The sequence below is a fragment of the Paenibacillus alba genome, from assembly GCF_013204855.1.
Classification (GTDB): domain Bacteria; phylum Bacillota; class Bacilli; order Paenibacillales; family NBRC-103111; genus Paenibacillus_E; species Paenibacillus_E alba.
This window is the reverse complement of sequence record NZ_JABMKZ010000015.1, coordinates 1-13,274: the sequence shown is the minus strand read 5'-3', so window position 1 is coordinate 13,274 and position 13,274 is coordinate 1. Positions and strand designations below refer to the sequence as shown.

General features: G+C 47.9%; 11 protein-coding genes and 1 pseudogene. 8 read left to right on the top strand and 4 right to left on the bottom strand.

All coding sequences use genetic code 11. The features are described from left to right. Together HQN90_RS19140 and HQN90_RS19135 are read left to right on the top strand one after the other, a co-directional pair. Positions 1 to 465 (top strand): hypothetical protein, encoded by a 465-nt coding sequence (locus HQN90_RS19140; protein ID WP_173221588.1) that lies wholly within the window; start codon positions 1 to 3, stop codon positions 463 to 465. Further along, positions 462 to 1,481, top strand: coding sequence for a CehA/McbA family metallohydrolase (locus tag HQN90_RS19135; protein ID WP_173221586.1), 1,020 nt, complete (start codon positions 462 to 464; stop codon positions 1,479 to 1,481). The genes HQN90_RS19140 and HQN90_RS19135 overlap by 4 nt, the downstream gene beginning before the upstream one ends. Positions 1,482 to 1,531: 50 nt before the next feature. Here HQN90_RS19135 and HQN90_RS19130 read toward each other — a convergent pair whose 3' ends face one another. Continuing rightward, a complete protein-coding gene (locus tag HQN90_RS19130) occupies positions 1,532 to 2,908 on the bottom strand; it encodes an aminotransferase-like domain-containing protein (RefSeq protein ID WP_173221584.1) in 1,377 nt (458 codons plus the stop codon). 133 nt (positions 2,909 to 3,041) lie between these two features. Between HQN90_RS19130 and HQN90_RS19125 the strand changes: the two genes are divergently transcribed. Continuing rightward, complete coding sequence (locus HQN90_RS19125; protein WP_173221582.1) at positions 3,042 to 3,908, top strand: EamA family transporter; 867 nt, start codon at positions 3,042 to 3,044, stop codon at positions 3,906 to 3,908. A 46-nt stretch (positions 3,909 to 3,954) separates the two neighbouring features. Then, the gene (locus HQN90_RS19120) at positions 3,955 to 4,761 is read left to right on the top strand and encodes a dihydrodipicolinate synthase family protein (RefSeq protein WP_173221580.1); all 807 of its coding nucleotides are present in this window, start codon (positions 3,955 to 3,957) and stop codon (positions 4,759 to 4,761) included. Positions 4,762 to 5,493: 732 nt separating this feature from the next. Here the strand turns inward: HQN90_RS19120 and HQN90_RS19115 are convergent. Then, positions 5,494 to 6,513, bottom strand: coding sequence for a LacI family DNA-binding transcriptional regulator (locus HQN90_RS19115; RefSeq protein WP_173221578.1), 1,020 nt, complete (start codon positions 6,511 to 6,513; stop codon positions 5,494 to 5,496). 291 nt (positions 6,514 to 6,804) lie between these two features. Here HQN90_RS19115 and HQN90_RS19110 point away from each other — a divergent pair, with 291 nt between their 5' ends. From HQN90_RS19110 to HQN90_RS19100, 3 genes are all read left to right on the top strand, one after another. After that, positions 6,805 to 9,819 carry a glycosyl hydrolase gene (locus tag HQN90_RS19110; protein WP_173221576.1) on the top strand — a complete coding sequence of 1,005 codons (3,015 nt, stop codon included), beginning with the start codon at positions 6,805 to 6,807 and terminating at the stop codon, positions 9,817 to 9,819. Positions 9,820 to 9,853: 34 nt separating this feature from the next. Then, positions 9,854 to 10,567, top strand: coding sequence for a prenyltransferase/squalene oxidase repeat-containing protein (locus HQN90_RS19105; RefSeq protein ID WP_173221574.1), 714 nt, complete (start codon positions 9,854 to 9,856; stop codon positions 10,565 to 10,567). Between the two features lie 69 nt (positions 10,568 to 10,636). Then, positions 10,637 to 12,160: an IPT/TIG domain-containing protein gene (locus tag HQN90_RS19100; RefSeq protein ID WP_173221573.1), complete on the top strand. Its 1,524-nt coding sequence runs from the start codon at positions 10,637 to 10,639 to the stop codon at positions 12,158 to 12,160. A gap of 154 nt (positions 12,161 to 12,314) precedes the next feature. On the opposite strand, the pseudogene HQN90_RS19095 reads toward HQN90_RS19100, so the two are convergent. Then, positions 12,315 to 12,455, bottom strand: a pseudogene (locus HQN90_RS19095) (transposase); the annotation flags it as partial. Positions 12,456 to 12,458: 3 nt separating this feature from the next. Beyond that, on the bottom strand, positions 12,459 to 12,620 hold the full coding sequence (locus tag HQN90_RS19090; RefSeq protein WP_173221571.1) for a hypothetical protein: 162 nt from the start codon (positions 12,618 to 12,620) through the stop codon (positions 12,459 to 12,461). A gap of 431 nt (positions 12,621 to 13,051) precedes the next feature. Here HQN90_RS19090 and HQN90_RS19085 point away from each other — a divergent pair. Beyond that, on the top strand, positions 13,052 to 13,274 hold a 223-nt coding region (locus HQN90_RS19085), incomplete at its 3' end, for a helix-turn-helix domain-containing protein (RefSeq protein WP_036635452.1).

The window sequence follows — 13,274 nt, the reverse complement described above, 5'->3', positions numbered from 1 at the left end:
ATGAAATTGATCTATGCGACAGAAGGGACCTTAGCTTCCACGGATACGCAAACACACCAGACCTACTTTTTTCCCGTATCCGAGAACTGCAGGACGCTTCATCTTATATTTGATTATTCGCCAGCTTGCCTTGAAGACGAGGAAGCAGCGAAGCAGATTATTCAGGCAAGTCAAATGAAATATCAGGAAAACAGCGAACATCAAGTAGAGGACGGTTGGAAAAAATATTTGCCGCTGCGCAATTTGCTGACCGTTTCGCTGGATGATCCTGCCAAATTCCGCGGGGCGTGCCATCGCAAGGATATTTCGCAGCAATTGTTCCTTACAGCGGAGGAAGCTTCTCCTGGCTTGATGCCGGGGCCGCTCGTTGCTGGCAAGTGGTCGGTTACGCTTAGCTTCCATGCGATTGTTACGGAAACATGCGATTTTAAACTTGTGGTGTGGGAAGAGGAGGGGAGCTTGTGAGTAAGAAATGGCTGCCTTATGAACTGCACACGCATACTTATCACAGCGATGGCGAGCATTCCTTGTCTGAATTAGCCCAGAGTGCCAAAGAAATCGGCTTGTATGGAATTGCAATGACTGATCACAATACCATGTCCCCACTTTTGGAGCGTGAAGCTGTTCAGCAAGAAAACCAGCTGCATATTGTTCGCGGTATGGAATGGACGACATTTTTCGGCCATATGCTGATGATCGGCATTACCCGCTATGTGGATTGGAGAGACCTAGGCATCAAGGATATTCATAAGGGAATTGAACGAGTTCATCAGCAAGGCGGAGTCGTCGGAATCGCCCATCCTTTTCGAATAGGGAGCCCGCTTTGTACCGGATGCTACTGGGAATACGAGGTTTCCAACTGGCATGATATTGACTATATTGAAGTGTGGTCGTATACGCTGCCTTCGATTTTGACAAGCAACCAAAGAGCTTACCGGATGTGGACGGATTTATTGAATCAGGGTTATCGGATTACAGGCGTTTGCGGAAGGGATTGGCATATTTCTTCGAAGAAAACACAGGAGCCTGTAGCTGTTTCGTATTTGCAGCTGGAATCTAGCGATGCTGAATCCTCCTATGAGGATAAATCTGTAGTCGAAGCTATCCGTAAAGGCGCCGTCAGCGTGACGATGGGACCGCTGCTGTTAATCTCGCTCGCCTCCGTATCCTTGGAAAGCGTCTACGGGATGGGGGACGAGGTGCCTTCAACGCATGGTCAGCATGGATGGGAAGCCAAAGTGACTTTGGATATGACCGAGCGTGCAGCTTACTGGCAGTTGGATGAACAGGAATTCACGATAATTTTGATTGGCAACTTGGGCGTGATGTCCGAACAGATCGTGGCTGCGCCGCAATTATCGGTTTCAATTCCTATGCAAACCGCAGGGCTGAGCTGGTTGAGAGCGGAGCTGTACGGCGTTATTGCGAACTGCAGAACGATGATTGCGTTCACCAATCCGATTTATTTTCAGGTGGAATAGGGAACATAAAGTCCTGACTGTCTTTACGACAGTCGGGATTTTGTGTTTATTCATAACCGAAAGAATGGCTTCGGCGAGCTGCTTGTATATTTTGCAAGCTCCAGTTCTTCGGCAATGATGCGAATTCCCTCTTCAATCTCATGCTCATCGGTCCGAATGATGCTAAGGCGCAGCAAATTAAGCTTGGGGAAAGATGACAGGAAATGCTTATCGGTTGCCAATACATCAACGCCTCGACTCTCTAACCGCTTGACCAAATCTTCTGTATGAACGGAGTCTGGAAGCTGTATGGAAGCGAAAAGCCCCCCGCAAAATTGGATCGTATATAAGCACTCTTTGGGCAATAATCGCTGTGCAGTTTCTCTTAAATGTTTAATCCGATCATCGTACAAGGATTTCATTTGCTTCGCGTGGTGAGCATACATCCCCGACTTCATATAAATCTCAAGCACGCCTTGAGAAAGCACGGAGCTGCTCAGATCCGCCGAATGTTTATGCCACTGGAGTATAGGAATGAACGAATCGGGCACTGCGGCCGCGGCAAGCCTTAATCCGGGCATCATTACTTTGGAAAAGCTTCTGAGATAAATGACATGACTGGCTCCGTTATAAGCGTGAATAGGATCTGCTTTACTGTTTATTTCCAAATCTGCAAGATAATCATCTTCAACGATGTAGACGTCATTGGCTTTGGCGAGTTCTGCGAGTCGCTGTTTCTCTTCCGCTGTGTAAGAAGTGCCTAACGGATTATGGAAGCGCGGAATTGTGTAAAAAAACTTAATCATATTACTTTGAAAATGGCGCTCCAAAGCTGCCCAATCCATCCCTTCAGGCGTTCTTTCGATGCCGATTACCGTTTGTCTTTGTGTCTTAAGCGCAGCCAGCATGCCCCAGTAGGTTGGCTGCTCAACCAGGATATTGGTTTTTCCGTTGGGGAAAGGCATCCCGGCTAGCAGATGAAGAGCTTGCTGAGCGCCTGAAAATATAAAAACTTGCTGTGCCGATGGGAAAACCTGCTGCTGCTGAAAAAGCTTCACGATCTCCTGGCGAAGAGAAAGCAAGCCCTGCGGATCAGGATAAGTGAATATTGACGTTTCAAATAGTTCCATCGCTTTGTTCAAGCATTGACGAAAGTCGATTTGCGGGATCGAAGCGGGATCGGGAGCCGCTGATGAGAAATCGATTCGTTTGGTTTGCAGCAGGGGAAGAAGCGCTTCTTTGGCAACGACAAAATAACCGCTTTTCGGACGTGAATAAATGAGATATTGATTTTCGAGTTCCTGGTAAACACTAATAATTGTGTTGAGACTGCAACCGAATCTTTGGCTTTGCAGACGGATGGAAGGCAGCTTCTGACCAGGTTGGATGAGGCCACTCACGATGTCCGAACGGATGATTTGCTGGATGGATTCCTTTTTATTTGTCATAAATTTGCCTCCAATTTAAATGAATTAATCGAATATCTGTACCCATACAGATAAATAAAACACCAATATACATCGTATTTTGTATCTATTATAATGCAATAATCATACAGAAGTGTAATTTGAGGTGATTATTGTGAACAAAACAACAAGCGGCTGGATCAATGGTCTCTTGGGCGTACTCATCTTCAGCGGCTCGCTGCCCGCAACACGGCTGGCTGTGATGGATTTTGATCCGTTATTCCTCACCGTATGCCGTGCTGCAATTGCTGGGGTGTTAGCGGGAGTGCTTCTCCTCATCTTCCGGCAGCAAAGGCCTATCCGAAGCGACATCGTTCCGCTAATGTTAGTAGCACTCTGCGTGGTCGTAGGTTTCCCATTACTGACAGCCTTGGCTCTTCAGTATGTCACATCCGCGCATGCCATTATCTACATTGGGCTTCTGCCGCTTTCGACGGCGATCTTCGGCGTACTGCGGGGCGGGGAACGCCCGCGACCAATCTTTTGGATATTATCAGCACTAGGCAGCTTTCTTGTAGCAGGATTCGCCCTCACACAAGGGGCTGCAGCTTCGCCAGTCGGCGATGCGTTAATGCTGGCTTCTATCATCGTGTGCGGTTACGGTTATGCGGAAGGGGCACGACTCTCACGGAGGCTGGGCGGCTGGCAGGTAATCTCTTGGGCGCTCGTTCTATCGCTTCCCGTGATGTTACTGCTCTCGTTTTATTACATGCCGGTTTCGTGGACAGGTATCCGTGGTTCCGCACTTTGGAGCCTTGCTTATGTATCTCTATTCAGCATGCTCATCGGCTTTGTGTTCTGGTATCGGGGTCTTGCCCAAGGAGGTATAGCGGCGGTCGGGCAGTTGCAGCTCCTCCAGCCTTTCTTCGGCCTGCTGCTTTCGGCGCTCGTTCTGCACGAGCCAATTGGTTGGCCTATCTTTATCGTAAATATCGGTGTTGTACTGAGCGTGGCGATCGCAAGGCGATTTGCATCAAAATAGTTTGCAACGTAACTATAAACTTTCGGCTGGGAGGTTATTGATCCACATGAACAATTTTCATATTGCCTTACCTACTCCGTTTCGAGAAGATGAAAGCTTGTACTTGGATGGTTTCGAGCCAATCGTCAATTATTTGAAAGAAAACGGGATCGACTCTATGTTTGTTTCAGGTTCAACAGGGGAACAGCATTCAATGAGCATCGAGGAACGGCTGCATATCATAGACTATTTTAATCAGAAGCGCTTTCTGGATGTTGAATTGATTTTTGGCGTTGCCTCTACGACAACTCGAGACGGAGTGAGATTGATCCAAGCCCTTGAAGGATCGGTTTTTGATATCGTCATGATCGGATTCCCTCCTTACATTAAACCGACCCAGCAGCAAGCTGTCTCGTATGTGGATGAGTTGCTCAGACACACAACCAAGAAGGTGATTCTTTACAACAATCCTTCGCGAACAGGTTTTGATTTGAGTCTGGAGGCTTTGCACGATTTAATAAAAAGACATAAAAATATCTTGGGCTTGAAGGAGGCAGGAGACGTTCACCGCCATAGAGGCACGGTGTTTCCTGAATCGTTTGTTCGGTTCGCAGCAGGGGATGGAAACCTAGTCTCCAATATGGTATCTGGTGGATGTAATGGCTTGTCCAGTATGGTCGGAAATGTGTTTCCTAAAGAAATCAAGACAACCTTTGATGCTCTTCTGGAGGGCAGAGCCGTCGATGTAGAAGCAATCGATCAACGGATTGCCCAGGTCACGCAAGGTCAGACGATTGTGAACATCAAACAACATTACAACCAATTGGGAATGGGCACGGGATGCTGCCGTTCACCTGTGGGAGCTGCCGAATAACCGATATTTCGGCTAGACGGACGCTTGTCGCCAGAGACGCTACGGCATCAGCGGTGGAAAGCTGCAAAACTCCGCTGAGCCTGCCAAAAAGGCAGGCTCAAGCTCGATGAGTGCCCAAAACCGATAAAAACCGAACCGAGCCAGCCAAAAACGGCGTCTCGGAGGTGGAAAAACTGCAAACCCCCGCTGAGCCTGCCAAAAAGGCAGGCTCAAGCTCGATGAGTGCCCAAAACCGATCAAAACCGAACCGAGCCAGCCAAAAACGGCGTCTCAGAGGTGAAAAACTGCAAACCCCCGCTGAGCCTGCCAAAAAGGCAGGCTCAAGCTCGAAGAAGGCCCAAAACCGATCAAAACCGATCAAAACCGAACCGAGCCAGCCGAAAACGCCGTCTCGGAGGTGGAAAAGCTGCAAACCACTGCTGAGCCTGCTAAAAAGGCAGGCTCAAGCTCGATGAATGCACAAAACCGATCAAAACCGAACCGAGCCAGCCGAAAACGCCGTCTCGGAGGTGGAAAAACTGCAAACCCCCGCTGAGCCTGCCTAAAAGGCAGGCTCAAGCTCGATGAATGCACAAAACCAATCAAAACCGAACCGAGCCAGCCAAAAACGCCGTCTCAGAGGTAGAAAAGCTGCAAACCCCCACTGAGCCTGCCAAAAAGGCAGGCTCAGGTTCGATGAAGGCCCAAGACCAATCAAAACCGAACCGAGCCAGCCGAAAACGGCAGCTGAAACTACGATCTAGCAGCTCCGGTGCTTTCACGAATGATGAGCTCTGTGGGGATGGAGAAAGCGGAGGAGGGGGTTTCATCTTTTTCTATTAAATCGACCAAGACCAAAGCAGCCCGTGTGCCCATTTCCTCTTTATTTTGACGAATCGTGGTTAGAGGAGGATGTACATGGCTGGCCATGGCAATATCATCAAAACCAACAATCGAGATATCAACACCCACTTGCCATCCGTGCTCGCGGACAGCCTTCATGGCCCCGATCGCCATCGAATCCGAGATACAGAAAATAGCCGTTGGACACGGAGTCAACTGGAGAATATCTCTGGCAGCGGTATAACCGCTTTCCTCGCTAAAATTTCCTTGCGTAATCCATTCCGCTTGAACAGTTAAACCGTGCTTCTGCATCGTGTGCTGGTACCCCAAGAATCGCTCATGACCCACTTGTGTGGAGAAACAGTCACCGATGAACCCGATTCGTTGATGCCCTAGAGCAATTAGATGTTCAACTGCACGGATGGCTCCCCCTCTGTTATCCGAGGTTACATAACCAACTTTGGGGCCGGATAAATCCATATCTATCGACATAATCGGGATGCTGCTTGCTTGCAAGGACACTAATTTAGGATCATCTTTATGAATCCCTAGAAGCAGGATACCGTCGACATTCCGGTGCTTGGCGCGGGCTTCATAATCGTCAGGACCTCCATGGGCAACCGTGTTCGTGAAAAAAACGATATCATAACCGTTTCTCCCAACAGCATCTTTGAAATTTTCTAAAAGCGTATGTAGAAATGGATGGAAAAATCCATAATTGAGATCATCCTGAAAAAAAGCACCGATCATATAGGAGCGTTTGGTGGCTAAGCCTCTTGCTGTGGCATTGGGCTGATACTTGAGTTCTTTGATGATCTCTTGTATTTTCGCTCGTGTTTTGGGACTAATGTCGGCATAGCCATTTAAAGCTTTGGAAACGGTTGAAATGGATACACCAGCGTGTTTGGCAATTTCGTATATGGTCGTCATTAGGAAAATAACCCCTCGATTATCTACTTTTACAATGATTATATTATAGCCTATCATAATACAAAATCCGTGATTTCGAAAGCGGTTTCGTAAATCGAGAAAGTTTTCTTTTAAGCATTGATTTATGGAAAAAAATGTAGTATCGTTGAATTCGAAAGCGCTTTCGTAATTCCTTTCAGCTTTAGCCTTACACATTCAAATAGAAGTGAGGAGGTGAAATTAAGGCTTGTATAAAAGGATGGCAAATTCTTATCTAAACTTCGTTTTACATTAAAAATCGGAGGTAGAATAATGTCCAATCGAAAGACGAAATTAGTATCTGCTTGTTTGTCTACCGTGCTCCTGATTTCCTTATTTGCTTCCATGCCTGATCATGCAGCTGCCGCGACAGTAAACGTTGGTGCAGGCAGTTATACTACGACACTTCCCGCTGGAGCAATCGCTCCCCAAGGAACCATTTATAAAACGGCAAATGTGACTGGGGCAATGCCAACCAACGATTGGTGGAGCTCGGCAGCGTGGGATCAGTATTCGGATGTCATGTTTCCGCATCCTTTTGGCATTGTGGCCGGTGCCAGTGGTTTAGGCGTCAGTTATCCGGTTCAATCGGCATCGGCGGATGCGATGTTTGGCGCTTATTCGAATGATTTTACATTAGGCTCTACGGCAACAAGCAATTTTCCTGATACGAGGGTGGATGGGTTTTCCGACTGGACGGTCTCGATGCTTTGGAATAATGGGGCTGGAGGCACTATGCGTGTGACCTCAGGTCATGGATTGCCTTTTATCTACAGCACCTATGTAGGCGGAACGCCTAAATTGACTTTTAGCTCGGTGCCGACGATCTGGTCGGGCAGCGCCTCTACATCCGTGTTGGGTGTTACAGTAAACGGTCATCATTATGCGTTGTTTGGACCAACAGGTTCGACGTGGACAGGTATTGGAAGTACGACTTTAACGAATAGCTTGGCAGGCAAAAATTATTTCTCAGTTGCGCTGCTCCCAGACAATACAGCGGCAACATTGGCTGCGTACAAAACGTATGGCTATTCATTCGTGACCAATACGCAATCCAGCTTTGCTTACGATGCTTCTGCCAGTAAAGTAAACACAACCTACACAGTAACAACGCAAGCCATGGAAGGCAGCCAAACAGGCACCATCTTGGCGCTGTATCCAGCCCAATGGAAAAATACATCACAGCCTTTTGCGGCTTATACGTACGATAGTGTACGCGGTTTAATGAAAACGGTTACAGGTTCGTCCTTTACGACAAGCTTAACGTACAATGGGATTTTGCCTGCTTTGCCAGCCGTGGGCGGTTATCAAGCAGCAACGCTAACAAGTTTAGTGGACGCGGTAAAAAATGAGCCTAATCATACCGTTGGCGCAACGGATACCTACTGGTTAGGCAAGTATTTGGGGCGTATCGCTAATTTGCTGCCTATTTCTCAGCAAGTGGGAAACACGGCGGCATCGAGTAACTTTGAGTCGTATTTAGAAAATACGCTAAGCGCGAACTTCGTAGCCTCGGGCAAGAGCAATAATCTTTTTTATTATGATGCTAACTGGGGCACTCTGATTGGTTATCCGGCCAGTTACGGATCAGACTCATCGCTGAATGATCATCATTTTCATTACGGGTACTGGATTCGCGCTGCTGCGGAGGTGGCGAGAAACAATCCTACCTGGGCATCCCAAGCGAACTTCGGTGGGATGGTGAATTTATTGATTAAAGATATCGCGAACTGGGATCGAACGGATACTCGTTTTCCATATTTGCGGAATTTTGATCCGTATGAAGGGCACTCTTGGGCATCCGGCGATGCCAAATTCGCAGACGGAAACAATAATGAATCTTCTTCCGAAGGGATTAACGCTTGGGCTGGTTTGATTCTTTGGGGCCAAGCGACAGGCAATACAACGATACGTGATCTAGGCATTTATCTGTATACGACAGAAACCAATGCAGTGAACGAGTATTGGTTTAATATCAATAATACGAATTTCAAAGCGGGCTATAATCATAATTATGCTTCGATGATCTGGGGCGGCAAGTCGGTCTACGCGACATGGTTTACAGATGATCCTCAAAAAATTCGCGGTATTAATATTCTTCCCGTCACCGCAGCTTCAGCTTATTTAGGCAATAATCCAACCTATTCAAGCGCATTTATCAATCAGCTCAAAACCGAATTTGGCTCCGATCATTGGACCAGCTGGCCAGATATTTTATGGGAATATCAATCGCTGTATGACGCTCCCGGGGCGATAAGTCTATACAACGCGAACCCGAATTACACGCCGGAGGATGGGGAAAGCAAGGCGCATACGTATAGTTTTCTTTACAATATGGCAGCATTAGGGCAAGTGGATACAACCGTAACGGCAAACATTCCGACCTACGGGGTGTTCAAGAAAGGGACGGTACGTACCTATGTTGCTTATAATGCGGGAACTTCTGCGGTTACGGTAACATTCTCGGATGGGAAAACGATGAGTGTGCCTGCGGGAGAAATTGCGTCGTCCAACGGTACGGGAACGAATCCGACAATTACCAGCTTAAGTCCAGCCTCTGGGACCGTGGGAACAAGCGTTACGCTCAGCGGGGTGAATTTCGGTGCAGCGCAAGGCGCATCTACTTTGAAATTCGGTACAACAACAGCGGCCGTAACGAGTTGGTCGAGTACATCGATCACGGCGACCGTGCCAAGCGGCTTGGCTGTCGGCAGCTACAATGTGGTCGCAACCGTGAATGGCACAGCAAGCAATAGCCAGACCTTCACGGTCACGAGCGGTGGCGGCGGTGGCGCAACTTCGAAGCTGTATGTGAATACTGGCGGAGTACTTAGCGGAGCGGCTGGAACCGGCGCGACAACGAATACGATCGCAAGCGCGGGGGGAACGAACCACGACGGGACACCAACCAATGCGACAACGTATTTGATTGCGGGATTGAACGGAACGTATGATGCCACGAAGGCAACAGGGTTTAATTTATTTGTGGATGCAGGAGCGAATGTAGGAGATGGACTGCAAGTGCAGGTGCAGTATGATTTTACCGGCGATGGCACGTGGGACCGGACCGAAACGTACAATTACTTTGCAACGAATCCGGTAGTGGATTGGGAGAATTATACGCAAGGGCAAGGACTTAAGTCAGCTGCGGGCAGCTTTGCTAATCTGGTGAATGGAAAAGTTCGAATTAACGTTTGGAATGCAATTGGCAGCACAGCGACAACGCTGCGCACGAATGCCAGCAGCGCGAACGGCCAGCAATCGGTAGTGACCATTCCTTTTAACTAGAGGAAATCTCCTATAGAAGGTGAGTGAAAAGCATATGAAACACCGTCAGCGAAAATTGATCAAAGTGCTTTTATCCGCATTGTTGTGTTTGGTCATGGTTTTTCCGGCCGTCATGGGCGCCAGTGCAGCAACAACGTTATCCGCAGCCTCTGACGATGCCTATACATGGTTAAAGGCGCAGCAGGATTTAACGATTGGTGCCGCAGGCGATGGCATGGTTGACAGCTTCGACGATTGGTGGGATGCCTCGAATCGCGTGCAGGTTGCGTATACTTACGATCAAGGTGTTGCGGCGATTGCCTTTATGTTAAAGGGTGATCGTGTACGGGCTGAGAAGCTGCTGAGCAAAATGGCGGATTTCCAAGATCCGAATGGTTCGTGGATTAATTCCTATTGGTGGATCAATGGGGCTGGTGAAGAAATTCGTCAGCATGTCGGAGTCATTGCATGGATGGCTATGGCTTATATGACCTATGAGAAAAAATATGGCGATACGAGGTACCGGCCAACCGTCAAGAAAGCCTTGGATTGGTGCATTGCTTTTCAAAAGGGGAATGGCGGCATATCAGGCGGTAAGACAACATGGGATGCGCCCCCCGCTTTGACCGATGAAGTATGGACTTCTACGGAACATAATGAAGACATGTATAACCTTCTAAAGTATTATGCCAACGTCTTTTCGGATCGTACAACGGCTTACAATAATGCGGCTGCTGGTGTGAAAAGCTTTTTGGATAACGTTGTTTAGAACGATACACTTAAACGTTGGAGCGGCGGATGGAAAAATAATACGAATCTGCTCGATCCTTCAATTCCGATGGATGTCAACCCTTGGGGCGTGCTTTCTCTGGGGTTGTCAGGGGTAAGAGATTATAAACAATCCCTCGCTTTTATTGACAATGCCAATGGAGCAGGAACCTTAACAGATCCCAAATATGTGCAGACCTTGGATTATGATGGTCAAGGGCATATGATGACGGCATATGATTTTGACTGGCAATATGATTGTGCGCCAGCACAAACACAGACAGGACAGCCGAATGGCAATCGATGTGCGGATATTTGGCTTGAAGGCTCTGCATTCATGTCTTTGGCGCATTTCATGAACGGAAATACAAGCAAAGCGGATTCCATCCTGAATGAAATGATTAAGAAACAAGGAACGAGTGGAACCTTGCTTGGTGGAATGCCTTATTCGTTAAAGGGCTCGAACAATAACTATTGGCAAATGAAGCAGGAGAACTGTGTATCGAGCACAGGCTGGCTAATTATTGCCATAGCCCGGTATAATCCTTTTACAGCTGAATATTTGACCGGCACTAGTTTAAGCATTGGCAGTATAAACCCAACATCTGGCCCAGTGGGGAGTGCAGTCACGATTAGCGGCTCAGGCTTTGGGGCGACGCAAGGCGCATCTACCCTGAAGTTCGGTACGGCAGCAGCGGCAATTACCAGCTGGTCGAATACGTCGATTACTGCAGTGGTACCGTCAGGCCTTGCCGCAGGCAGTTATCAGGTTGTAGCGAACGTGAATGGCGCAGCGAGTAATTCACAAGCATTTACGGTGACCTCAGCGTCGATAACGCCCTCCGTATCCAGCTTAAGTCCAGTATCAGGCGCAGCAGGGTCGAGCGTGACGATTACAGGAACGAATTTTGGCAGCACGCAAGGAGCATCGACGGTGAAATTCGGGGCAATAGCCGCTGCTGTGACAAGTTGGAGCAGCACCTCGATTCAAGCGACGGTGCCAAGTGGATTAGCCGCAGGCAGCTATAATGTGGTAGTAACCGTGAATGGAACAGCTAGCAATAGCCAAGCTTTCTCGGTAACCAGCAGCGGCGGGGTAGCGGTATCTAAGCTGTATGTGAATACAGGCGGAGTGCTTAGTGCAGCGGCTGGAACCGGCGCGACAACCAATACGATCGCAAGCGCGGGGGGAACCAACCACGACGGGACGCCGACCAATGCGACAACGTATTTGATAGCAGGATTGAACGGAACGTATGATGCTTCGAAGGCAACAGGGTTTAATTTATTTGTGGATGCAGGAGCAAATGTAGGAGATGGACTGCAAGTGCAGGTGCAGTATGATTTTACCGGCGATGGCACGTGGGACCGGACCGAAACGTACAATTACTTTGCAACGAATCCGGTAGTGGATTGGGAGAATTATACGCAAGGGCAAGGACTTAAGTCATCTGCGGGCAGCTTTGCTAATCTGGTGAATGGAAAAGTGCGAATTAACGTATGGAATGCGATCGGCAGCACAGCCACAACGCTGCGCACGAATGCCAGCAGCGCGAATGGCCAGCAATCTATAGTGACCATTCCTTTTAACTAAGCGAATTTAATAAGGGAAGGGGCTGTCCAGTAAGCAAAAATGAAAGACGCGAGACACAGATGATATTCAAGGAAAATGAATTATAAAATGAGCACAGGAGTTAAGCGGCTTGCATCTGCTTAACTCCTGTGCTTTTTGCGTCTACTGCTGCTTTCTATGGCAGGTTATGGGCAAGCGAAAGCCACCCGACGTTCAGGCTTACTTTAGGCAAGCCTCGAAGCAGGTAACTTTTGAATCCACGGTTTTTCTTGATGTGACCGAATACAGGCTCCAGTTTAATCATCCGCCTGACTGCTGCTCAAAACCGATCAAAGTCGAGCTGAGCCAGTCCAAACGCCGTCTCAGAGGTGAAAAAGCTGCAAATGCCCGCTGAGCCTGCCGAAAAGGCAGGCTCAACACGCAAAGCAGGCAGCCTCGCCGGGAAAGCAAGCTGAGCATGCCAAAAAGGGGGCTGTCCCATAAGTAGATAAACCTACTTGAGGGACAGCTTTTTTTGATTGGGATTCGGAGAGGCTCAAACGTGCCTATTCCAAACTTACTTTTACTTTTCGATTACCGGCAGCTCGGATTTGTGCATTATAACCTGACATAAACTGGCCGTTCTGTATGTGGTCTTCTTTCCAACGTATGAATATAGCGTCCGGATCTATTTCACTATAGTTGTTACGGGTTTTGATAATCTCTTGATGAGCCTTCTACTTTTTGTGAGCTCTAGCTCCAGTTGTTTTCTCTAAACCTGCAATTGTGCATCTTTTTTGCTCTTGGAATAGCCTCAACGATTAAATTCCTGCGTTTGTGCAGGTTTTTGAGGCTTTTCTCTGAAGCCCCCTAATTAGATTGGAGTCATCAATATGCAATAAGGTACAATATTGGTGAGGGGGAATGAGATGTATGAAAAGCAATATCCTTTATGATGAGCAACGGATCAAGGTAGCTCAAGAGGCACTCAGTGGAACGAAGTTATCTTACCTTGCACGTAAATATTCAGTGTCGCCTAGCACGATCACGAACTGGGTTAAGTTCTACAAAGAAAGATTTGGTGAGGAATCCCTTCCTTCTGTGAGTGAGCGTATAGAAGATTCTAAACGCCTTCAGGAGTTGGAAACCAAGATGG

Bases quoted from the DNA above. Each gene is read 5' to 3' on its own strand.
- HQN90_RS19140 (WP_173221588.1), top strand. From the start codon at position 1: ATGAAATTGATCTATGCGACAGAAGGGACCTTAGCTTCCACGGATACG.
- HQN90_RS19130 (WP_173221584.1), bottom strand. From the start codon at position 2,908: ATGACAAATAAAAAGGAATCCATCCAGCAAATCATCCGTTCGGACATC.
- HQN90_RS19120 (WP_173221580.1), top strand. From the start codon at position 3,955: ATGAACAATTTTCATATTGCCTTACCTACTCCGTTTCGAGAAGATGAA.
- HQN90_RS19115 (WP_173221578.1), bottom strand. From the start codon at position 6,513: ATGACGACCATATACGAAATTGCCAAACACGCTGGTGTATCCATTTCA.
- HQN90_RS19110 (WP_173221576.1), top strand. From the start codon at position 6,805: ATGTCCAATCGAAAGACGAAATTAGTATCTGCTTGTTTGTCTACCGTG.
- HQN90_RS19105 (WP_173221574.1), top strand. From the start codon at position 9,854: ATGAAACACCGTCAGCGAAAATTGATCAAAGTGCTTTTATCCGCATTG.
- HQN90_RS19100 (WP_173221573.1), top strand. From the start codon at position 10,637: ATGGATGTCAACCCTTGGGGCGTGCTTTCTCTGGGGTTGTCAGGGGTA.
- HQN90_RS19090 (WP_173221571.1), bottom strand. From the start codon at position 12,620: ATGGGACAGCCCCCTTTTTGGCATGCTCAGCTTGCTTTCCCGGCGAGG.